Below are 21117 nucleotides of genomic sequence, written 5' to 3'. Positions count from 1 at the left end.
GTGGCCAACCCGGCCTGCAGCCACCGTCCCGGCCGCGGTCCGGCGCCCTTAAAATCGCGCGCCGGCCGCGATGCCACCGGGCTTTCCTGCCCGGCAAGGCACGCGCGGCATGGCGCCAGCCCGCTATATCCAACACTACAGCCGCAGGCCTGGCACCTTGTTTCCTGCACGCCCGGGCAGCCGCCCTGCACCGGCGCGCACTTCCCCATTCCCGGAAATACCGCCCATGAGCCAACTGCCTTCCGACCATCCGTCTTCCGCCGGACTGCCTTCCGGCGCCCTGCGCCCCCTGCCCACGCTGATCTTCGCCAGCCGCTGGCTGCAGCTGCCGCTGTATCTGGGCCTGATCGCCGCCCAGGCCGTCTATGTCTGGCATTTCCTCGTCGAGCTGTGGCATCTGGTCGAGGCCGTCTTCGGCAACCAGGAAGCGCTGCAGGCCCTGGTCGCCAATATCGGCTACAAGAGCGACGTGCCGCTGCACGCACTCAACGAGACCGTGATCATGCTGGTGGTCCTGGCGCTGATCGACGTGGTCATGATCTCCAACCTGCTGATCATGGTCATCGTCGGCGGCTACGAGACCTTTGTGAGCCGCCTGGGCCTGGAAAGCCATCCGGACCAGCCCGAATGGCTCAGCCATGTGAACGCCTCGGTGCTCAAGGTCAAGCTGGCACTGTCCATCATCGGCATCAGCTCCATCCATCTGCTCAAATCCTTCATCAACGCCGGCAGCTACGAGGTGCAGGTGCTGATGTGGCAGACCATCATCCATGTGGTGTTCCTGCTCAGCGCGCTGGCCATCGCGCTGACCGACCGGCTCACCAGCCACCATCATTGAACCCGGGGCGCCGCTGCAGGCGGCTCGCGCCAAGCCCAGGCCCCGCAATGCGGGGCTTTTTTCATGGCCCGGCGGGTGTTGGCGCGCAAAGCCTTTCCCTTTCCTGACGATGACTGCACAATGCAGGAAGATGCCATCCAAAGCCTTTCAAATCAGGCGTCTGAAGCTATCGTTTTTGTAATAAAAGCCGGCTCAGGCCGGTGTTTCACGGCGGATGAAGGGCCGTTTTGGAACATTTTTTGCCATTCATTCTTTGACAAAAAAGAATGGAATGCATATATTAAATAGTCGTTTACAACCTGCCGAGCAGGTAATCTGCGTGTTTCCGGACGCGCAGATCCACTTTCCCGGCGGATCGTTGTGTCAATTTCTTCATTGGCGCAGCCCCGTCAACCGGGCCGAAACATGGCCCTGATGTGAGGGGGTCTCCCCGGCCGACCGTGCCGGGGATGGCCTGTCCGAGAAGCCTTTGTGCAGCCCGCTTGCAGCGCGCCCGTCCGGTGCGACTGCCCGCTGCCGTCTTCTCGTCTGTTCCAGCCCTTGCGCACACACCGCTTGTGCCATCCGGGCTGTCGAGCCGGCGTTCATACGCTATTGCAATGCCCCCGCCTCGCGCGGTCCGGGCTGCGGCATCAGGGCTTTCATTTTGGCTTGTGCGCCGGCACACGGCTCGTCCGTGCGCCGGACTGTGTTCCATCCCGAATAAACAAAGGAGAACGCCACAGTGGCCAAGCAAATCGTTATCGACCATGTCTTCAAGGTCTTCGGCGACGATCCGAAAACCGCGCTTGAGCTGGTCCAGCAAGGCGTGAGCAAGCAGGACATTCTCGCCCGCACCGGGCAGTCCATCGGCGTGTTCGACGCCAACTTCACCATCGAAGCCGGCGAGATCTTCGTCGTCATGGGCCTGTCGGGCTCGGGCAAGTCCACGCTGGTACGCATGCTCAACCGCCTGATCGACCCCACCAGCGGCCGCATCCTCGTGGACGGCCAGGACATCAACCGGCTCTCCGACAAGGACCTGCGCGCGCTGCGCCGCAAGGACATCTCCATGGTGTTCCAGTCCTTTGCGCTGATGCCGCACCTGACGGTGCTGGACAACACGGCCTTCGGCCTGGAGCTGGCCGGCGTGGACCGCGCCACGCGCCAGAAGCAGGCGCAGGAAGCGCTGGAGCAGGTGGGCCTGGGCGCCTGGGGCGCGAGCTATCCCGACGAACTGTCGGGCGGCATGCAGCAGCGCGTGGGCCTGGCCCGCGCGCTGGCGTCCGATCCTTCCATCCTGCTGATGGACGAAGCCTTTTCGGCGCTGGACCCCATCATCCGCACCGAGATGCAAAGCGAGCTGCTGCGCCTGCAGCAGATCAAGCGCCGCACCATCGTCTTCATCTCGCACGACCTGGACGAGGCCATGCGCATCGGCGACCACATCGCCATCATGAAGGACGGCCAGGTGGTGCAGGTGGGCACGCCCGACGAGATCCTGCGCAGCCCGGCCAACGACTATGTGCGCCACTTCGTCCGCGGCGTGGACACGGCGGCCGTGTTCAAGGCCGCCGACATCGCGCGCCAGGCGCTGACGGTGATCTCCGAGCACAGCGACCGCGGCTGCCGCGCCGCCCTGCGCCTGCTCGAGGACTCGGACCGCGACCATGCCTATGTTCTCAATGCGCGCAAGCGCTTCCTGGGCGTGGTGTCCTCCCAGTCGCTGCGCGATGCGCTGCGCGGACACCAGGGCCCGCTGGGCCTGCAGCATGCCTTCATTCCGGATGTGCAGTCCATTGCCAGCGACACGCCCGTGGCCGACCTGTTCGGCGCCGTGGCCTCGCCGCCCTGCCCGCTGCCCGTGGTGGATGCGGACGGCAAGTACCTGGGCGTGATCAGCCGCACCACCATGCTCAAGTTCCTGGACCGCGACACGCCGCCCGTGCCGCCGCCGCAAAAGGAAATTCCACCGGTCAAGCTCGATGCGCACTACCAGCCGCAAGCCGCCGCACAGTAAGAAGGAGGAACAGATTTGAACGAGAACACGCAGAACACCCCGGTCGCCGACAACACGCCTCCCGTGACCGACGATCCCTGGGCCGCAGCCTCCGTGCCCGCAGATACGGGCAACGCGCCTGACGCCGCGGCCACCGGCGCCGCCGATGCCGATCCCTGGGCGGCATCCTCCGCCAGCCCCGACGCCGGCACCGATGCCTGGAGCGGCGGCGACGCCGCCGGCGGGGCCGCCAACACCGACTGGCTCAACGCGCCGGCGTCCGCAGGCACGCCTGGCGACGACGGCGGCCTGGCCCATCTGTGGCACCAGATCACCACCGACGGCCTGCCCGTGCAGGGCTGGATCAACGACGGCCTGTCCTGGGTGGTCGACCACTTCCGGCCCTTCTTCCAGAGCGTGCGCGCGCCCATCGACGCCACGCTGACCGGCGTCACCGATGTGCTGCTGGCCGTGCCGTGGCCCGTGCTCACGCTCATCATCGCCTTGCTGGCCTGGCAGTTCGCCAGCCGCACGCTGGCCGTGGGCACGGTGCTGTCGCTGCTGGTCGTGGCGCTGCTGGGCATCTGGCCCGACGCCATGGTCACGCTGGCCCTGGTGCTGACCTCGCTGCTGTTCTGCGTGATCATCGGACTGCCCGCGGGCATTTTCCTGGCCTCGAGCGACCGCGCCCAGCGCTGGACGCGACCCTTCCTCGACGCCATGCAGACCACGCCGGCCTTCGTCTATCTGGTGCCCGTGGTCATGCTGTTCGGCATCGGCAACGTGCCGGGCGTGATCGTGACCATCGTGTTCGCGCTGCCGCCGCTGATCCGCCTGACCAACCTGGGTATCCGCCAGGTGCGCCCCGATCTGATCGAGGCCAGCCGCGCCTATGGCGCCTCGCCTGCCCAGCTGCTGTGGAAGGTGCAGCTGCCGCTGGCCATGCCGTCCATCATGGCCGGCATCAACCAGGCGCTGATGCTGTCGCTGTCCATGGTGGTGATCGCCTCCATGATCGCCGTGGGCGGCCTGGGCCAGATGGTGCTGCGCGGCATCGGCCGCCTGGACATGGGCCTGGCCACCGTCGGCGGCCTGGGCATCGTGCTGCTGGCCATCGTGCTCGACCGCATCACCCAGGCCATGGGTGAGCCCCGGCGCGGCGGCGCCCACTGGTGGCATGGCGGCCCCGTGGGTCTGGTGATCCGCCTGCTGCGCGGCACGCCCAAGGCCGCCGCGCCACGCAGCGAGCCTGCGCCGGCTGCCACCGCCGCTGCCACGCAGCAAGCGCCCAAGCCCCTGGGCCCTGCGGCCCCGCAGGCGTGAATCCCCCGCCCCGACATCCGACACAGACAACCCGATACGAGAAGGAGCAAGCATGAAGCAAGACAAGCAAGCCACCCGGAACCTGCGCCACAGCCTGGGCCGCTGGTTCTTCACCAGCGCCACCGCCGCCACCATGGCCGTGGCCATGGTGGGCACCAGCGCCTTTGCGGCCGATGCGGCCGGCGACCTGCCGGGCAAGGGCGTGGCGGTGCAGCCGCTCAAGAGCTCGATCGCCGAGGAGAGCTTCCAGACCCTGCTGGTCATGAAGGCCCTGGAAAAGCTCGGCTACGACGTCAAGCCCATGAAGGAAGTCGAATACCCGACGGCCCACATCGCCATCGCCAACGGCGACGCGACCTTCATGGCCAACCACTGGAATCCGCTGCACGCCGACTACTACAAGAACGCCGGCGGCGATGCCAAGCTCTACCGCAAGGGCATCTACTCGGCCAATGCGGCCCAGGGCTACCTGATCGACAAGAAGACCGCCGACGCGCACAAGATCACCAATCTGGGCCAGCTCAAGAACCCCGAGATCGCCAAGCTGTTCGACACCGACGGCGACGGCAAGGCCGACCTAACGGGCTGCACGCCCGGCTGGGGCTGCGAGGCCATGATCGAGCACCAGCTCACGGCCTACAAGCTGCGCGACACCGTCACGCACAAGCAGGGCACCTACTCGGCGCTGATGGCCGACACCATCACGCGCTACAAGGCCGGCAAGCCCATCCTCTACTACACCTGGACCCCGTACTGGGTGAGCAATGTGCTCAAGCCCGGCAAGGACGTGGTGTGGCTGGAAGTACCGTTCTCCTCGCTGCCCGGCGAGCAGGCCGGCACCGACACCAAGCTGCCCAACGGCAAGAACTATGGCTTCATCGCCAACAACCAGCAGATCGTGGCCAACAAGGCCTGGGCCGAGAAGAACCCCGCGGCCGCCAGGCTGTTTGAAATCATCCGGCTGCCCGTGGGCGACATCAACGCCCAGAACTACATGATGAGCCAGGGCCAGAACAAGATATCGGACGTGGAACGCCACACCGATGCCTGGATCAAGGCCCACCAGAAAACCTTCGACGGCTGGATCGAACAGGCCAAGGCAGCAGCCCGCAAGTCCTGATCCCCGCAGCTCACGGCGCTTTCGGATGCATGTCCGGGCGCCGTTTTTCATTGACGGGCCGCACCAGGACGAAAAGCCCCCTGCCGAAGAAACGCCTTTGCCGGAGTGCCGCCCGCTTTCCCCGGACCACTGCATCGACACACAAGGAGAAAACCCAAGGATGACAAAGACCGCGCACACCATGACTTCCCATCGCCCCGCCCTGGCGGGCAGCCGCCGGCGCGAACTGCTGGCAGGCGGCGCGGCCGCCGCCATGCTGGGCCTGGCCGGCCTGCCGGCACGGGCGGCCGAGGAGCTGCCCGGCCAGGGCGTCACGGTCAAGCCGCTCAAGAGCGCGCTGGTGGAGGAGAACTTCCAGACCTTGCTGGTGATGAAGGCCATGGAACGCCTAGGCTACACGGTCAGGCCGTGGGAAGAACTGGACTACCCGCTGATCCATGTGGCCGTGGCCAGCGGCGATGCCACCTTCATGGCCAACCACTGGAATCCCCATCATTCGGAGTTCTACAAGCAGGCAGGCGGCGACGCCAAGCTCTCGCGCAAGGGGGTGTACGCGGCGGGCGCGGCCCAGGGCTACATGATCGACAGGAGAACGGCCGAAAAGCATGGCATCACCCGCCTGGACCAGCTCAAGGACCCGGCGCTGGCCCGGCTCTTCGACGTCGACGGGCGCGGCAAGGCCAGCCTCATCGGTCCCAATGCGGGCTGGGGCGGCGAGGCCGTGGTCTACCACCAGATCGAGGCTTTCGGGCTCAAGGACACGGTGCACTACACCCAGGGAAACTACCCGGCGCTGATCTCGGACACGCTGGCCCGCTTCAAGGCCGGCAAGCCCGTGCTCTATTACGCCTGGACGCCCTACTGGCTCAGCAACGTGCTGCGCCCGGGCCAGGAAGTTGTCTGGCTGCAGGTGCCGTTCTCCTCCATGCCCGGCGTGCAGTCGGGCCTGGACACCCGGCTGCCCAACGGCCGCAACTACGGCTTTCCGCTCAACAACGAGCACATCGTGGCCAACAGGGCCTGGGTCGCGCAGCATCCCGCGGCCGGCAAGCTGTTCGAGACCATGCAGATTCCCATCGGCGACATCAGCCTGCAAAACCGCCTGGTGCATGACGGCGAGAACAAGCCCGCCGACATCAACCGCCATGCGGACAACTGGATCAAGGCCCATCAGAAGACCTTCGACGGCTGGATCGCCCAGGCCCGGGCCGCCCACCGCTCGGCCCGCCAGGCCTGATGCCCCGGCACGGCGCCTGCCCGGTGGCGGGCGCCGCTTCCGCTTTCACGCACCCGCTTTTTCCGTCCCGCCGATTCCGGGGTAGGCACCCATTGCAAAGGAGACACGCCATGCAGCCCGCAAAGTTTGCCATCCATGTTCGTCCACACCACCAGGCCGTGAAGGCACTCGGCAGCCTGCTGATCGCGGCCGGCGCGGCAGCCGCGCTGTACGCCCCGGGCATGGCCCGGGCCGAGGCCGCAAAGCCGGCCCTGCCCGGCAAGGGCGTCACGGTGCAGCCCGTCAAGGGAACCGTGGACGAGGAGATCTTCCAGACCGAGCTGGTCTCGCGCGCGCTGGAAAAGCTGGGCTACAAGGTCCTGCCCGTCAAGAGCCTGGAAAACGGCACCCAGCACGTGGCCGTCGCCCAGGGCGACGCCACCTTCACCGCCACGCACTGGATGCCGCTGCACCGCTCCTTCTACGAGAGCAACGGCGGCGACAAGGCCTTCTACCGCGCGGGCGTCTATTCGCGCAACGCCGTGCAGGGCTATCTGATCGACAAGGCCACGGCCGACAAATACAGGATCACCAGCATCATGCAGCTCAAGGACCCCCAGCTGGCCGCGCTGTTCGATACCAACGGCGACGGCAAGGCGGACCTGACGGGCTGCAACCCCGGCTGGGGCTGCGAGCTGGCCATCAACAAGCATCTCAAGGCCCTGGGGCTGGAGGCCTCCATCACCCACAGCCAGGGCAATTACCAGGCACTGATTGCCGACACCATCACCCGCTTCAAGAACGGCAAGCCCATCCTCTACTACGTATGGACGCCGTTCTGGGTGAACACCGTGCTGCGCCCCGGCAAGGAAGTCAGCTGGCTGGAAGTGCCCAACATCCCGGGCGCGACCGGCGACGACGACACCCGGCTGCCCAATGGCAAGAACTACGGCTTCCAGCTCAACCAGCAGTACATCCTGGCCAACAAGGCCTGGGCCGCCCAGAACCCCGCGGCCGCCCGGCTGTTTGCCGTGATGCAGCTGCCCATCGAGGACATCAACGCCCAGAACATGCGCATGCGCCAGGGCGAGAGCAGCCCGGCCGACGTGAGCCGCCATGTGGACAGCTGGATCAAGGCCCACCAGCAGACCTTTGACGGCTGGATCGCCGAAGCCCGGGCCGCGGCAGCCGCTCCCAAATAAGAAGCATTCAGCGCACTCCATGCATTGGTTTCAGGTCTCATTTTCCATGGAAACAATGCAGAACAAGCGCCAGCAGCTTCACTATCCATAGCACCCGGCCGCGCCTCCCGGCCCTGGGTGCTTTTTCGTGCCCGGGCAAGCGCCGGCCGCCCGGCTTCTGGGCTGAAGAATCGGCCGGTTTGGCCGATAGAGGTAACAAAAAGTCTCGAAAATGCAATCCATGCCCATAATCGGGCAGATCCAAAGTCCGAACATGAGCCCACACAACGCCCCCATCATCCACCGCACGGAAGACGTGCTCGTCAGCCTGTGCAACTCCGTCTCGCGCGTGCTGCAGGTCGCCACCCAGTGCCCCATCCAGTACTCGGGCATGGTGCAGCGCATCACCAAGACCAGCCTCAAGCCCGACATCGGCTGCTTCGTGCTGATCGACGGCAGCTTCTCGGGCCTGATCATCATCAACTTCTCGGCCGATGCCGCCATGGAGCTGTACCGCAGCTACCTGCTGTCCATGGGCATGGCCGAGAGCGACCTGGCCAGCTCCTACACCTCGGACGAGGTCAGCAACGTCATGGGCGAACTCATGAACCAGGTGGTGGGCGACTTCACCAGCAAGGTGCAGCGCGAGATGCAGACCCACATCACGCAGAGCCAGCCCAAGATGATCCGCCTGAACAAGCAGGTCAACCTCAGCGTGGACGCCAACCTCGACGCCCCCGAGGCCCGCCGGGTGACCTTCTATACCGGCAACAACAACATCTTCTACCTGGAAATGGCCGTGGACCACACGGAGTTCATCAAGATCGTGGACTTCGAGCCCCAGGAAAAGCCCGATCCCGACGCGCTCATGGCCCAGGCCCAGCATGCTCCCGCCGCTGCGCCGGCGGCCGCCGTGGCCACACAGGCCGACGAAACCGACGACCTGCTCAAGTCCCTGGGCCTCTGAGCCCGGGCCCTTGTGCCCGCCCCCCCCGGCCAAGCGACCTGCGGGTCGCTTTTTCTTTGCCTGTCCCCTTTTATGCGCCTGCCGGCATGACCCCATGGCCGACCGCGATATGCCGATTACCAAATAATTTGAATACCAACTATTTGCATACCTTCAATTCTCCATGACCGCACCCACGCCTACACCGGCCGCCACGCCGCTGGAGGAGCGCCAGCGCCAGCTCATGTTCGCCATGGCACAGGTCAACAAGCAATGGCGCCGCACGCTGGACCGGCTGCTTGCCCCCATGGGCCTGACCCAGGCACTGTGGCTGCCGTTGCTGCACCTGGAACACGGCCACGGCCCGATGCGGCAAAAGGATCTGGCGCATTCGCTGGGCCTGGACAGCTCCTCCGTGGTGCGCCTGATCGACGGCCTGGCGGCCCAGGGCTGGGTGGAGCGCATCGACGACAGTGACCGCCGCGTCAAGCGCATCCAGCTGACCGCCGCTGGCCAGGCCCAGGTGCGGGCCGTCAAGCAGGTGGTGGCCGCGGCGCGCTCCGAGGCGATGCGGGATATCGCCCCCGAAAGCGTGGACGCGGCGCTGGCGCTGCTGCAGACCCTGCTCGCGGCCATGGACGGCATGCAGCCCGAACCGCCCGGGCCGTGACGGCCCCAAGGTCCCGCTTCAGACATCACCCCGTTCGCGCCCCTCCTCATCGCCCCATGCAAGACACCGCATCTCCTGTTCGCAAGGCTCCGCTCTGGCTGCTGGCCTGCATCACCATCGTCGGCACCCTGGCCATGCACATGTTCATTCCGGCGCTGCCCGATGCGGCGCGCGGCTTCGGCGTGGGCCCGGGCCAGATGCAGCAGACCATCACCGTCTACATCCTGGGCATGGCGCTGGGCCAGCTGATCTACGGCCCGCTGTCGGACAGCCTGGGCCGGCGCCCCATGCTGCTCGCGGGCCTGGCCCTCTACACGCTGGCCAGCACGGCGGCCTTTGTCGCGCCGTCGGCGCCGTGGCTGATCGGCGCGCGCCTGTTCCAGGCGCTGGGCGGCTGCGCCGGCCTGGCCCTGGGCCGTGCGATCGCGCGCGACACGGCCACGCCCGAAACGGCGGTCGGCACCCTGGCCCTGCTCAACCTCATCATGATGGCCGGCCCCGGCGTGGCGCCGACCATAGGCTCGCTGGTGGATGCGGCCTGGGGCTGGCGCGCCATCTTCGCGCTGCTGGCCATACTGGGCCTGCTCACGGCCGTGAGCGTGTGGCGCATGCTGCCCGAGACCGGCCGCCCCACGGGCCAGCTGCACTGGCGCACCGTGCTTGGCGACTACCGCCGGCTGCTGGGCACGCCGCAATTCCTGGGCTTTGCCATCGGCGGCGGCTGCGCCACCACGTCGATCTATGCCTTCCTCGCGGCCGCCCCCTTCATCTTCATCGAGCAGCTGCATGCGACCAAGCCGCAGGTCGGCCTCTACCTGGGCATTCTGATGGCCGGCATGGCCGTGGGCAATGCGCTGGCGCGCCAGCTCATCAAGCGCTGGCCGCTGGAAAAGCTGATGCTGGGCGGCAATCTGCTGAGCATCGCCTGTGCGGCCCTGCTGCTGGCCCTGGCGCTGCTGGGCCAGCTGGGCGTTGCCGGCGTCGTGGGCCTCATGGTGCTGTTCAGCCTGGGCTCCGGCATGACCAGCCCCGCCGCACTGAGCAAGGCCCTGGGCGTGCACACCGATCTGACCGGCTCCGCCGCAGGCGTCTACGGCTGCACGCAGATGGTGGTGGGCGGCCTGTGCACGCTGGGCGCCAGCCTGGGCGGCAACCCGGCCCTGTCAGCCTTTGCCGTGCTCTTCATCGCAGGCAGCATCGGCCAGCTGGGTTTTCGCGCCGCCCTGCGCCTGGGCCGATGAGGCGCCGGGTGCCGGCGCCTGCGCCCGCAGCCATGGCCTGACCGCATCGTCCACGCTCCAGGCCGCATAGGCACTGGTTTGCAGCCCTGGCGGCTGCACGCGCGCCAGCAGTTCGCGCACGGCATCCTTGGTGCGCGCCAGCACCAGCGGCAGCCCCTGCCGCTGCATCTGCGCGGCAAACTCGGCCAGCGCCTCCAGGCTGGTGCCGTCGAGGTCGGGCGACTCCTCCAGGCTCAGCACCACGGCGCGCAGGCCCGCGCCGTCCTTTTCATTCTTTTCGTCCTTTTGTCCGCTCACCGCATCCACGCGCTCGCGGATGGCGGCAAAGATCGCATCGGCATTGCCGAAGAATAGCGGCGCCTCGGGCCGGGCGATCAGCAGGCCCGGCACGGCCACCGCCTCGGGGTGGCGCGCGGTGTCCACATAGTCGCGCGACTGCGCCAGCTGCCCCAGCCAGCTCACGCGCGGCTCGGCAAAGCGCTTGAGCAGCATGGCGATGCTGACCGCGATGGCCAGCAGCAGTCCGTCGAGCACGCCCAGCAGGATCACCGCCACGAAGGCCGCCAGCACGACGAAGCGGTCGCGCTTCCAAGCGAAGTACGGCCGCACCACCGCAGGGTTGAGCGTATGGGCTACGGCATGGATGACGATGGCCGCCAGCAGCGGCTCGGGAATGCGCTCCATCCACGGCAGCAGCTGCCATACCAGCAGGCCCACCACGGCGCAGGCGATCAGGCCCGCGGCCTTGCTGCGCGCGCCCGCCACCTCGTTGGCCGAGCTGGCCGAATACCCGGCCCCCACCGGCATGCCCTGGAACAGCGCCGACAGCGCATTGGCCGCGCCCAGCGCCAGCAGGTCGCGGTTGGGCGAGACCGCATCGCCATGGCGCAGCGCCAGGCTGCGGATGGAGCTGTAAGACTCGGCATACAGGATCAGCGCCAGCGCCATGGCCAGCTGGCCCGCGCGCAGCCAGTCGGCCAGTGCCAGATCCGGCACCTCGGGCCGGCTGCCGCCCAGGGCCAGCGAGCCCACGGCCTTGATGCCCCATAGCCCGCAATAGCCCAGCGCATCGAGCGCAATGCCGGCCGCGATCACCAGCAATGCCCCCGGCACCGCCTTCCACCGCCCGAGCAGGCGCAGCACCAGCAGCGCCGCCAGCATCATCGCCAGGCCCTGCGGATTCCACTGCCGCCACCGGCCCAGCAGATCCCAGGCATAGCGCAGAAAATCGCTGTGCTGCGGATGCACGCCCACCGCCACCGGCAGCTGCTTGACCACGATGGTCAGCGCCAGCCCCAGCGCAAAGCCGCGCAGCACGGGCTTGGCGATGAACTGCGAGACCGCGCCCAGCCGCGCCAGCCCGGCCAGCGCGAAGATCACCCCGGCCATCAGCACCATGGCCACGCCCATCAGGTGGCGCTGCGCCTCGCTCACATGCAGCACCGAGGCCATGGCGGCCGCCAGCACCGCGGCCGCCGACGAAGTGGACGAGACGATGGCAAAGCGGCTGCTGCCCAGCAGCCCGTAGGCCAGCAGGCCGGCGAACAGCGCCATCACGCCGGCCTGCGGCGGCAGGCCGGCAATGCCCGCATAGGCCACGGCCTCGGGCAGCAGCAGACCGGCGATCGACAGCCCGGCCACCCAGTCCGCCCCGGCCGGCAAAGCAGGCGCGCGCATCTCAGGCCCTGGGAGCCACGGGAGCCTCCACGCCGGACCAGCCGGGCAGAAAGCGCGCCCTGGGGCTGCGCGCCAGGGCCACGGCGGACACGACCGCAGATTCGGGCAGGCCCTGACCGCCCGCGCTGCGCAGCGCCGCCTTGTCGAAATGCGGCCGGAAGAAATCGGCCCACAGGAATTCGGCAAACGGCGCCGCATCCTTGGCGTAGCCGCCGGCCTTGCGCACCTCGCCGGCCAGGCTGCGGTAGGGATCGTCCTTGAGCTGCGACAGGCGCCTGGGGATGGACGCGAACTCGTGGCGCCGGCCTTTTTCGTCGTACGGATGCGCCCAGTGGTGGAACTCCATCAGCCGCCAGAACATGTCGGGCTCCACGTCGCTGAAGTCGGCCAGCTGCATCACCCAGACATTCGCCACCTGCTCCTGCGTCAGTGCCTGGCCCAGGTGGTGGTGGTCGACGATGAAAAAGCGCCCGCGCGGCCCGCGCACCGCCGGGAACCAGTGGCTTTGCAGCAGCTTGTCGCGCGCCTTGGGCTTGAGCTGCGCCCATTGCGCGCGCTTGACGGCCACCTCGGCCGCGCCCACCGTCATCTGCGTGGGCCGCAGATCGGCCAGGGCGGCCTGCTCCATATGCTGCTGTGCGGGCATGCGCATCTCCAGGAAACCAGCGATGCGCCATTGTGGGCCTGCCCGCCGCCGCCCGCAGCAGGCCTTGCGCGAATGCGCCTCTCGCCTACAGATTGCCCACCATGTGCTCGGGCACCACCCACTGGTCGAACTGCTCGGCCGTGACGTGGCCGCTGGCAATGGCCGCCTCGCGCAGGCTGGAGCCCTCCTTGTGCGCCTTCTTGGCGATGAAGGCGGCCTTGTCGTAGCCGATGTGGGTGTTGAGCGCCGTCACCAGCATCAGCGAGCGGCCGACCAGCTCCTCAATGCGCGCGCGGTTGGGCTCGATGCCCACGGCGCAGTGGTCGTTGAAGCTGACCATGCCGTCGGCCAGCAGGCGCACGCTCTGCAAAAAGTTGTGCGCCACCAGCGGGCGGAACACATTCAGCTCGAAGTTGCCCGAGGCGCCGCCGAAGTTGATGGCCACGTCGTTGCCGAAGACCTGGGCGCACAGCATGGTCATGGCCTCGCACTGCGTGGGATTGACCTTGCCGGGCATGATGGACGAGCCGGGCTCGTTCTCGGGGATGGAAAGCTCGCCCAGGCCGCTGCGCGGGCCCGAGGCCAGCCAGCGCACGTCGTTGGCGATCTTCATCAGGCTGGCCGCCAGCGTCTTGAGCGCACCGTGCGCGGCCACCAGCGCGTCGCACGAGGCCAGCGATTCGAACTTGTTCGGCGAGGTGACGAAGGGATAGCCGGTGATGGCCGCCAGCTCCCGGGCCACGCCTTCGGCATAGCCCTTGGGCGCATTCAGCCCCGTGCCCACGGCCGTGCCGCCCAGCGCCAGCTCGTACAGGTGGGGCAGCGCATGGCGCACATGCCGCTCGCCATGCGCCAGCTGCGCCACCCAGCCCGAGATTTCCTGGCCCAGCGTCAGCGGCGTGGCATCCTGCAGATGGGTGCGGCCGATCTTGACGATGTCGGCAAAGGCGCCGCTCTTGGCCTGCAGCGTCTTGCGCAGCTTGGCGATCGCCGGCAGCAGCCGGCTCTCGATGGCGGTGACGGCCGCCACGTGCATGGCCGTGGGATAGACGTCGTTGCTGGACTGGCTCTTGTTCACGTCGTCGTTGGGATGCACCAGGCGCGCTTCGCCGCGCTCGCCGCCCAGCAGCTCGCTGGCGCGGTTGGCCAGCACCTCGTTGACATTCATGTTGGTCTGCGTGCCCGACCCCGTCTGCCACACCACCAGGGGGAATTCATCGGGGTGCCTGCCGGCGATGACTTCGTCCGCGGCCGCGACGATGGCGCGGGCCTTCTTCTCCTCCAGCAGGCCCAGGTGGTGGTTCACGGTGGCCGAGGCCTTCTTCACCTGCGCCAGCGCATGGATGATCTCGCGCGGCTGCCGCTCGCCGCTGATGTCGAAGTTCTGCAGCGAGCGCTGCGTCTGCGCGCCCCAGAGCTGGCGGGCGGGCACGTCGATGAAGCCGAACGTGTCTTTTTCCTGGCGGGTTGCTGTCATGGGAATTCACTCCTTGCAATACAACGCGGTGCAGCTGGCTGGAACAAGGGTCTGGCTGCCGTGGGCCGCAAACAAAAGGCGGCCGGCCCCTGGAGCGCATGGACGCCCGGGCCGGCACACCCGGAAACCGGACCATGCTAGCGCAGTGCGGCAATCTGCCTGCCGGCATGGGAAAGGGCCGGGCGCCATCCCCTGGGATGAGCGGAGAGCGCGCACCGCCTGCGCAGGCGCCATGCCGCAATCCGCGGCAACCCAGGTCATATATAAGACTAGTCGGTTTTAGCCTGCATGAACCGGCGCTTGAGCCGATAATGAACAGGTTTACCGCGCCCCCAGCGCAAAGTTTGCAACCCGAGAAGCTTCACGATGACCACCTCCATCCGCCAGCAGGACCTGATCGATTCGATCGCAGGCGCCCTCCAGTACATCAGCTACTACCACACGCCCGACTTCATCCAGCATCTGGCCCGCGCCTACGAGCGCGAGCAGAGCCCGGCGGCCAAGGATGCGATGGCCCAGATCCTGACCAACTCCAAGATGAGCGCCACCGGCCAGCGCCCCATCTGCCAGGACACCGGCATCGTCAACGTGTTCCTCAAGGTGGGCATGGACGTCAGGTGGGAAGGCTTCACCATGGGCCTGGAAGACGCCATCAACGAAGGCGTGCGCCGCGGCTACAACCACCCCGACAACACGCTGCGCGCCTCCGTCGTGGCAGACCCCCAGTTCGCCCGCAAGAACACCAAGGACAACACGCCTGCCGTCATCAACGTGCAGATCGTGCCCGGCGACAAGCTGGACGTGACCGTGGCGGCCAAGGGCGGCGGCTCGGAGAACAAGTCCAAGATGATCATGATGAACCCCAGCGACAACCTGGTCGACTGGGTGCTCAAGACCGTTCCCACCATGGGCGCAGGCTGGTGCCCCCCGGGCATGCTGGGCATCGGCATCGGCGGCACCGCCGAGAAGGCCGTGCTGCTGGCCAAGGAAAGCCTGATGGAAGACCTGAACATGTACGAGCTGCAGCAGAAGGCCGCCCGCGGCGAGAAGCTGGACCAGGTCGAGGAACTGCGCCTGGAACTGTACGAGAAGGTCAACGCCCTGGGCATCGGCGCGCAGGGCCTGGGCGGCCTGACCACGGTGCTGGACGTCAAGATCAACATGTACCCCACGCACGCGGCCTCCAAGCCCGTGGCCATGATCCCCAACTGCGCCGCCACGCGCCATGCCCATTTCGTGATGGACGGCTCCGGCCCCGTGTACCTGGAAGCGCCCTCGCTGGACCTGTGGCCCAGGATCGACTGGGCGCCCGACTACAACAAGTCCAAGAAGGTCGACCTCAACACCCTGACCAAGGAAGAAGTGGCCAGCTGGAAGCCCGGCGACACGCTGCTGCTCAACGGCAAGATGCTCACCGGCCGCGACGCCGCGCACAAGCGCATACAGGACATGCTGGCCAAGGGCGAGAAGCTGCCCGTAGACTTCACCAACCGCGTGATCTACTACGTGGGCCCCGTGGACCCCGTGCGTGACGAGGTCGTCGGCCCCGCCGGCCCGACCACCGCCACCCGCATGGACAAGTTCACCGACATGATGCTGTCGCAAACGGGCCTGATCGCCATGATCGGCAAGTCCGAGCGCGGCCCGGTCGCCATCGAGGCCATCAAGAACCACAAGAGCGCCTACCTGATGGCCGTGGGCGGCGCCGCCTACCTGGTCTCCAAGGCCATCAAGGCTGCCAAGGTCGTGGGCTTCGAGGACCTGGGCATGGAAGCCATCTACGAGTTCGACGTGGTCGACATGCCCGTGACCGTGGCCGTGGATGCCGGCGGCACCAGCGCCCACATCACCGGCCCCGCGATCTGGAAGGACAAGATCGCGACCGGCGAATTCAAGGGCATCGAAGTGGCATCGGCCTGAAGCCTTCGCTGACTGGCAGGAGAAACCGCCTTCGGGCGGTTTTTCTTTGGGCGTGGCGCAAGGCGGCTAGAGTTGCATCCTTGCAGACCGGCTTCCGCCATCCGCTTCTGCGCGAATCCATCCGTTCCTCACAAGCCCTGACGCCCATGCAGCTCATCCAGCTCTCAGATCTTTGCGCCAGCGACGTGGCCGCCATCTGGTCGCTGGTCGACACCCCCGATCCGGCACTCGATGGCACGGCCGCATGGTCCTTCGAAGGCAACGGCATCCGCACCCGCACCACCTTCATCCAGGCGTTCAGGGAGCTGGGCCTGCAGTTCACCGAACTGCCCAACCTCCTCAAGACCGGCGAACGTGCCGAGGACCTGGCCGGCTATCTCGATCCCTTCTATGCGCTGTACGTGGTGCGCGAATCCGACCATGACAGGCTGGCCGCGTTTGCGCGGGCCAGCACCCGCCCGGTGATCAATGCCATGTCCAGCCGCGGCCACCCTTGCGAAGTGCTGACCGATGCCTGCTACATCGACCGCGCCATCCGGCCGCTGAAAACGGCCACGGTCTGCCTGTGGGGGCCGACCACCAATGTCTTTCGCTCCTGGCACGAACTGGCTGCCGTGCTCGGACTCCGGCTCGTCCAGGTCTGCGACGAACGCCACCACGACCCCGCACTGCCGGTGCATTTCACGGCCACGGCTCCCGGGCATGCCGATGTGGTCATCACCGACGGCTGGCCCAGGGGATCGGAGGACGGTGCCGTCCCGCTCGATGCCCGGCATCTTGCGCACATGGGTTCGCCTGCTTTGCTGCCGACGCCGCCCTTCACCGTGGGCCGGGAACTGATGATCGATCCGCGGGCCTACCCGGGCTTCACCGGCTATCGGCAAAAAACGCTGCTGCTGGGGGTGCAGAAAGCCATTGTCAGATATGTATTGCAGGGCCATGCCTGACAATCCGGCGCTGCACGCTCCTTTTCTTGCAGCAACCTGTATGAATAAAGGTGCACTCCGTGGGGGCAGACGGTGCGCGCAAGCCGCGCGCGGCATACCCGCCGGCGCGCCCGGGCATTGGCAACCGGGCCGGATACAGGCCTTAGGATTTCCGCATCACCCATGAAAGGAGATCGGCATGAAAGGCAAATGCCTGTGCGGCGCCATCGAAGTCACGGCCCCCGACCACCACGAAGCCGGCCTGTGCCACTGCACCATGTGCCGGCGCTGGACGGGCGGGCCCATGTTCGCGGTCCATTGCGGCGCCGACGTGCAGTTCAACGGCGCGGCGCCGGCCGTCTATCGTTCGTCCGACTGGGCCGAACGGGGCTTTTGCCCGCAGTGCGGCACGCATCTGTTCTATCACCTGCTGCCGGCCAACGAATATGTGCTGTCGGCCGGGCTCTTCCAGGACCAGCCGTTCGAGCTGCGCAACGAGATCTTCATCGACGAAAAGCCCTCGTACTACGCATTCAGCAACGAGACCCGCAAGATGACAGGGCAACAGGTCTTCGAGCAGTACGCTCCCGGCGACTGAAAGCGTCTACAAGCCATTTCGGCCTTCAGCCCTTTACCGCACTGCGATGGCAGCTCCTCTTTTCATAGTCCGTTTCCACGAAGCCGGATAATGGCCGGTCTTGCACCTCGGGAGCTTTCCGTGATCGATCTTCAGGCCGGCGATCTGCGCACCTTTGTCCCTTCCCGGGACTTTGCGCTTTCCCAGGCGTTCTACACGGCGCTGGGCTGCGAGCTGGAATGGTCGGACGAGGGCCTGGCCCTGTTCCGGCTGGGGGCTTCGCGCTTTTACCTGCAGGCCCATTACGTGAAGGACTGGGCCGAGAACACCATGCTGCATATCGGCGTGCAGGATGCCGCCCGGTGCCATGCGGACATTGAACGGCTGCTCGCGTCGGATCGCTTTGCGCCGGCGCGTGTCGCGGCGCCCAGGCGCGAACCCTATGGCGCGCTGGTCACCTATGTCTGGGACCCCGCGGGCGTGCTGCTGCACCTGGCCCAATGGGATCGCCCCTGAGCCCACAAGCCCTTTTTTGCGAGGAGGACGCACATGGCTGGCACATCGCTACCGCAACCCGACAACACGGCCGTGCGCACCGCGCTGTGGCGCGCCTTGCATGTGCTGGCGGATGCGCCGCCCCATGTGTTCGACGACCGCCTGGGCCTGGACCTGGCCGCCCCCGGGCCCGGCTGGACCGCGCGCGGCGACATGGGCGAGTTCACGCGGCCGTTTCGCGCCTCCATTCTTGCGCGGGCCCGCTTTGTCGAGGACCTGCTGGCCGAGCAGGCTGCCGCCGGCATCGCGCAGTATGTGATCCTGGGCGCCGGCCTGGACACCTTTGCGCAGCGCAAGCCGCAGCTGGCTGCGCGGCTGCAGGTGTTCGAGATCGACCAGCCGCAGCCCCAGCAATGGAAACGCCAGCGCCTGCTCGATCTGGGCCTGGGCATTCCGGACTTCCTGCACCTCGTGCCCGTGGATTTCGAGGCCGGAGAGGACTGGCTCGCGCAGCTGGTGGCAGCCGGCTTCGATGCGCAAAAGCCCGCCGTGGTGGCCTCCGCGGGCGTGAGCATGTACCTGAGCCGGGAGGCCATCATGGCCACGCTGCGCCAGGTGGCAGCGCTGGCGCCGGGCTCCACGCTGGTCATGAGCTTCACGCTGCCCGTGGAATGTGCGGATCCCGCGATACGCGCCGGCATGGAGAAAGCCATGGAAGGCGCGCGCGCCAGCGGCACGCCGTTCCTGAGCCTGCTCACTCCCGCCGAAATGCTGGCCATGGCGCGCGAAGCGGGCTTTCGGCAGGTCGCGCACATCCCCGCCACCGAGCTGGCCCGGCGCTATTTCGCCGACCGCACCGACGGACTGCGGCCGCCCGCCCACTCGGAAGAGCTGCTGGTGGCGGGCATCTGACCGGCAGTTCCTTTGCAACCACCATGACGACCTATCAATGCCCCTTGTGTGCCACGGCCCTGCAGCCGTCCGACCGCTATCCGCGCCATGTGTGCCCGGACTGCGCTCAGCGCGCGCAGTCGCCGGACGGCAGACGCCTGGAATTCTTCAATCTCGGCCTGTCGGGCGGCTATGGCGCACGCTATGCGGACACGGGCCAGCCCTACGACAGCCATGACTGTTTCATCGACGGCCGGCTCTGCCACGCCGGCGAGGCCCGCTTCGGCGGCATCGTCATCGAGCTGGCCGACGACGCGCGTGCGGCACCCGCCCGCTAGGAGGCCTGGCCATGGATTTTTCCCGCTATCTGTCCAGGCTGGCACCGCTTTATACGCAAGGCGGCGAGCCGCTGCAGCTGCGTGGCGGCGCACCGGAGCAGGAGCTGCGCGCCGCCGAGCGCGAACTCGGCTTTGCGCTGGACCCGCAGCTGCGCCGGGCCTGGCAGCAGGCCGATGGCGGCCGGCGCTGGCAGGCCGTGTTTGCGCGGCCCGGCTTTTATACCGGCTATGAGTTCCTGCCGCTGTCCGAGGCGCTGCGGCAAAGGCGCGCCATGGCCGAGCGCGCCCCCCGGTACGGGGGTTATGTCCAGCCGCACGAACGCGACGCGAGAATCCGGCCCGGCTGGTACCAGGAAGGCTGGCTGCCGTTTGCCTCGTTTGGCGGAGCCAGCCTGCTGCTCATCCTCGACCATGCGCCCGCGGTGCAGGGCCGCCGCGGCCAGGTCATCGCCTTCACGCATGATCCCGATACCATCGACCATGTCAGCGAGGATTTTGCGGGCCTGCTGCAGGCCTCGCTGCAACAGATCGAAGCCGACCCCGAAGAGTTCATCATGGAATGAGCGGCCCGCGGGCCGCCGCCTTGCCACCCAGAAGGAGTGCCCATGCGCAACGACGAGCAGCAGATACGTGAACTGCTGGCCACCTGGATCCGCGCCAGCAAGGCCGGCGACACCGCCACGGTGCTGAGCCTGATGACGGACGATGCGCTGTTTCTCGTGCCCGGCCAGGCGCCGTTCGGCAGGCAGATGTTTGCCGCGGCCGCCGAGGGGCAGCAGCAGGCGCTCATGGAAATCGACGGCGACAGCGAGGTGCTGGAAATCCAGGTCGCGGGCGACTGGGCCTATATGCTGACGCGGCTGACCGTCACGGTGCGCCAGGGCCCTGCGGCGCCCGTGGTGCGCAGCGGACACACGATGACGGTGCTGGCCAGGCGCGGGGGCCGCTGGCTGCTGCACCGCGACGCCAACCTGCTGGTGACCGTGCCCCCGCAGACTGCCGCCTGAACCGATGACAGAGTCCTCCGCCCTGCCCCCATCCCTGCCCTTCTCGCAAGCCTGCGAGAACAACCGCGCACCCATCCTGGCCGTGCTGCAGGCGGCTTTTGCCGATTGCCGCCATGTGCTGGAGATCGGCTCGGGCACGGGCCAGCACAGCGTCTATTTCGCGCCGCGCCTGCCGCACCTGGTCTGGCAGACCAGCGATCTGCCCGGCAACCATGCAGGCATCGCGGCCTGGCATGCGGCCCGGCCCTCGCCCAATCTGCGGCTGCCGCTGCGCTTTGACCTGCAGGCCGATGCCTGGCCGCACACCGCGGACGGCCCATTCGATGCGGTGTTCTCCAGCAATACGGCCCATATCGTGGCCTGGCCGCTGGTGGTGCGCATGTTCGCGCAGATCGGCATGCACCTGCCGGCCGGCGGCCGGTTCGCGCTCTATGGGCCGTTCAACTACGGCGGTCGCTACACCAGCGAGAGCAACCGCGCCTTCGACCAATGGCTGCGCGAGCGCGATGCACACAGCGGCATACGCCACCACGAGGACATCGTGGCACTGGCCCAGCAGCACGGCCTGGCGCCGGAGCACGACCATGCCATGCCCGCCAACAACCGGCTGCTGGTGTTCGTGCGGCGCGGCGCAGATTCCTGATCCCCGA

21 protein-coding genes are annotated in these 21117 nt (G+C 67.3%); 18 read left to right on the top strand and 3 right to left on the bottom strand.

All coding sequences use genetic code 11. From position 1 onward, the window contains the following. The first annotated feature begins 226 nt into the window (after window positions 1-226). From V8Z74_RS13195 to V8Z74_RS13155, 9 genes are all read left to right on the top strand, one after another. Window positions 227-838 (top strand): YqhA family protein, encoded by a 612-nt coding sequence (locus V8Z74_RS13195; protein ID WP_349709579.1) that lies wholly within the window; start codon window positions 227-229, stop codon window positions 836-838. 724 nt (window positions 839-1562) lie between these two features. Further along, the gene (gene proV, locus V8Z74_RS13190; RefSeq protein ID WP_349709578.1) at window positions 1563-2837 is read left to right on the top strand and encodes a glycine betaine/L-proline ABC transporter ATP-binding protein ProV; all 1275 of its coding nucleotides are present in this window, start codon (window positions 1563-1565) and stop codon (window positions 2835-2837) included. Between the two features lie 15 nt (window positions 2838-2852). Further along, window positions 2853-4139, top strand: a complete 1287-nt coding sequence (gene proW, locus V8Z74_RS13185) for a glycine betaine/L-proline ABC transporter permease ProW (RefSeq protein WP_502879537.1) — start codon at window positions 2853-2855, stop codon at window positions 4137-4139. A 52-nt stretch (window positions 4140-4191) separates the two neighbouring features. Further along, the gene (gene proX / locus V8Z74_RS13180) at window positions 4192-5259 is read left to right on the top strand and encodes a glycine betaine/L-proline ABC transporter substrate-binding protein ProX (RefSeq protein ID WP_502879536.1); all 1068 of its coding nucleotides are present in this window, start codon (window positions 4192-4194) and stop codon (window positions 5257-5259) included. Window positions 5260-5419: 160 nt separating this feature from the next. Next, window positions 5420-6496: a glycine betaine/L-proline ABC transporter substrate-binding protein ProX gene (gene proX, locus V8Z74_RS13175; RefSeq protein WP_349709577.1), complete on the top strand. Its 1077-nt coding sequence runs from the start codon at window positions 5420-5422 to the stop codon at window positions 6494-6496. Window positions 6497-6717: 221 nt separating this feature from the next. Continuing rightward, window positions 6718-7677 (top strand): glycine betaine/L-proline ABC transporter substrate-binding protein ProX, encoded by a 960-nt coding sequence (proX, locus tag V8Z74_RS13170; protein ID WP_502879541.1) that lies wholly within the window; start codon window positions 6718-6720, stop codon window positions 7675-7677. A gap of 253 nt (window positions 7678-7930) precedes the next feature. Continuing rightward, window positions 7931-8623 carry a DUF3334 family protein gene (locus tag V8Z74_RS13165; RefSeq protein ID WP_066481955.1) on the top strand — a complete coding sequence of 231 codons (693 nt, stop codon included), beginning with the start codon at window positions 7931-7933 and terminating at the stop codon, window positions 8621-8623. 163 nt (window positions 8624-8786) lie between these two features. Further along, the gene (locus tag V8Z74_RS13160) at window positions 8787-9272 is read left to right on the top strand and encodes a MarR family winged helix-turn-helix transcriptional regulator (RefSeq protein WP_349709575.1); all 486 of its coding nucleotides are present in this window, start codon (window positions 8787-8789) and stop codon (window positions 9270-9272) included. Between the two features lie 56 nt (window positions 9273-9328). Next, window positions 9329-10513, top strand: coding sequence for a multidrug effflux MFS transporter (locus V8Z74_RS13155; protein ID WP_349709574.1), 1185 nt, complete (start codon window positions 9329-9331; stop codon window positions 10511-10513). Here the strand turns inward: V8Z74_RS13155 and V8Z74_RS13150 are convergent. The 3 genes from V8Z74_RS13150 to fumC form a co-directional block, all read right to left on the bottom strand. Continuing rightward, window positions 10436-12190 carry a SulP family inorganic anion transporter gene (locus V8Z74_RS13150; RefSeq protein WP_349709573.1) on the bottom strand — a complete coding sequence of 585 codons (1755 nt, stop codon included), beginning with the start codon at window positions 12188-12190 and terminating at the stop codon, window positions 10436-10438. The genes V8Z74_RS13155 and V8Z74_RS13150 overlap by 78 nt on opposite strands. A gap of 1 nt (window position 12191) precedes the next feature. Further along, window positions 12192-12842 (bottom strand): ParB-like protein, encoded by a 651-nt coding sequence (locus V8Z74_RS13145; protein ID WP_502879534.1) that lies wholly within the window; start codon window positions 12840-12842, stop codon window positions 12192-12194. 79 nt (window positions 12843-12921) lie between these two features. Beyond that, window positions 12922-14313 (bottom strand): class II fumarate hydratase, encoded by a 1392-nt coding sequence (gene fumC / locus V8Z74_RS13140; protein WP_066481968.1) that lies wholly within the window; start codon window positions 14311-14313, stop codon window positions 12922-12924. 366 nt (window positions 14314-14679) lie between these two features. Here fumC and V8Z74_RS13135 point away from each other — a divergent pair, with 366 nt between their 5' ends. The 9 genes from V8Z74_RS13135 to V8Z74_RS13095 all read left to right on the top strand — a co-directional run bounded on the left by V8Z74_RS13135 (window position 14680) and on the right by V8Z74_RS13095 (window position 21110). Next, window positions 14680-16233: a fumarate hydratase gene (locus tag V8Z74_RS13135; RefSeq protein ID WP_066481969.1), complete on the top strand. Its 1554-nt coding sequence runs from the start codon at window positions 14680-14682 to the stop codon at window positions 16231-16233. 80 nt (window positions 16234-16313) lie between these two features. After that, on the top strand, window positions 16314-17180 hold the full coding sequence (locus V8Z74_RS13130) for an ornithine carbamoyltransferase (protein WP_349709571.1): 867 nt from the start codon (window positions 16314-16316) through the stop codon (window positions 17178-17180). A gap of 178 nt (window positions 17181-17358) precedes the next feature. Then, entirely contained in the window at window positions 17359-17757 is a 399-nt protein-coding gene (locus V8Z74_RS13125; protein WP_066482313.1) for a GFA family protein, read from the top strand. A gap of 120 nt (window positions 17758-17877) precedes the next feature. Then, window positions 17878-18252, top strand: a complete 375-nt coding sequence (locus V8Z74_RS13120) for a VOC family protein (RefSeq protein ID WP_349709570.1) — start codon at window positions 17878-17880, stop codon at window positions 18250-18252. A 33-nt stretch (window positions 18253-18285) separates the two neighbouring features. After that, window positions 18286-19143, top strand: coding sequence for a class I SAM-dependent methyltransferase (locus V8Z74_RS13115; protein ID WP_349709569.1), 858 nt, complete (start codon window positions 18286-18288; stop codon window positions 19141-19143). A 23-nt stretch (window positions 19144-19166) separates the two neighbouring features. Beyond that, on the top strand, window positions 19167-19460 hold the full coding sequence (locus V8Z74_RS13110; RefSeq protein WP_349709568.1) for a hypothetical protein: 294 nt from the start codon (window positions 19167-19169) through the stop codon (window positions 19458-19460). 11 nt (window positions 19461-19471) lie between these two features. Further along, window positions 19472-20023 carry an SMI1/KNR4 family protein gene (locus V8Z74_RS13105; RefSeq protein ID WP_349709567.1) on the top strand — a complete coding sequence of 184 codons (552 nt, stop codon included), beginning with the start codon at window positions 19472-19474 and terminating at the stop codon, window positions 20021-20023. A 42-nt stretch (window positions 20024-20065) separates the two neighbouring features. Beyond that, entirely contained in the window at window positions 20066-20467 is a 402-nt protein-coding gene (locus V8Z74_RS13100; RefSeq protein WP_349709566.1) for a YybH family protein, read from the top strand. Window positions 20468-20471: 4 nt separating this feature from the next. Further along, a complete protein-coding gene (locus V8Z74_RS13095) occupies window positions 20472-21110 on the top strand; it encodes a DUF938 domain-containing protein (RefSeq protein WP_066482007.1) in 639 nt (212 codons plus the stop codon). Window positions 21111-21117: the final 7 nt, after the last annotated feature.

Source organism: Comamonas sp. w2-DMI (assembly GCF_040187735.1).
Taxonomy (GTDB): domain Bacteria; phylum Pseudomonadota; class Gammaproteobacteria; order Burkholderiales; family Burkholderiaceae_C; genus Comamonas; species Comamonas terrae.
Note: the sequence above shows the minus strand (reverse complement) of the source record. Positions and strands in the feature narration are given on the sequence as shown.

Coding starts and splice junctions, on each gene's coding strand:
- V8Z74_RS13195 (WP_349709579.1), top strand. CDS start 227: ATGAGCCAACTGCCTTCCGACCATCCGTCTTCCGCCGGACTGCCTTCC.
- proX (WP_502879536.1), top strand. CDS start 4,192: ATGAAGCAAGACAAGCAAGCCACCCGGAACCTGCGCCACAGCCTGGGC.
- proX (WP_349709577.1), top strand. CDS start 5,420: ATGACAAAGACCGCGCACACCATGACTTCCCATCGCCCCGCCCTGGCG.
- proX (WP_502879541.1), top strand. CDS start 6,718: ATGGCCCGGGCCGAGGCCGCAAAGCCGGCCCTGCCCGGCAAGGGCGTC.
- V8Z74_RS13165 (WP_066481955.1), top strand. CDS start 7,931: ATGAGCCCACACAACGCCCCCATCATCCACCGCACGGAAGACGTGCTC.
- V8Z74_RS13160 (WP_349709575.1), top strand. CDS start 8,787: ATGACCGCACCCACGCCTACACCGGCCGCCACGCCGCTGGAGGAGCGC.
- V8Z74_RS13155 (WP_349709574.1), top strand. CDS start 9,329: ATGCAAGACACCGCATCTCCTGTTCGCAAGGCTCCGCTCTGGCTGCTG.
- V8Z74_RS13150 (WP_349709573.1), bottom strand. CDS start 12,190: ATGCGCGCGCCTGCTTTGCCGGCCGGGGCGGACTGGGTGGCCGGGCTG.
- V8Z74_RS13145 (WP_502879534.1), bottom strand. CDS start 12,842: ATGCGCATGCCCGCACAGCAGCATATGGAGCAGGCCGCCCTGGCCGAT.
- fumC (WP_066481968.1), bottom strand. CDS start 14,313: ATGACAGCAACCCGCCAGGAAAAAGACACGTTCGGCTTCATCGACGTG.
- V8Z74_RS13135 (WP_066481969.1), top strand. CDS start 14,680: ATGACCACCTCCATCCGCCAGCAGGACCTGATCGATTCGATCGCAGGC.
- V8Z74_RS13125 (WP_066482313.1), top strand. CDS start 17,359: ATGAAAGGCAAATGCCTGTGCGGCGCCATCGAAGTCACGGCCCCCGAC.
- V8Z74_RS13115 (WP_349709569.1), top strand. CDS start 18,286: ATGGCTGGCACATCGCTACCGCAACCCGACAACACGGCCGTGCGCACC.
- V8Z74_RS13110 (WP_349709568.1), top strand. CDS start 19,167: ATGACGACCTATCAATGCCCCTTGTGTGCCACGGCCCTGCAGCCGTCC.
- V8Z74_RS13105 (WP_349709567.1), top strand. CDS start 19,472: ATGGATTTTTCCCGCTATCTGTCCAGGCTGGCACCGCTTTATACGCAA.
- V8Z74_RS13100 (WP_349709566.1), top strand. CDS start 20,066: ATGCGCAACGACGAGCAGCAGATACGTGAACTGCTGGCCACCTGGATC.
- V8Z74_RS13095 (WP_066482007.1), top strand. CDS start 20,472: ATGACAGAGTCCTCCGCCCTGCCCCCATCCCTGCCCTTCTCGCAAGCC.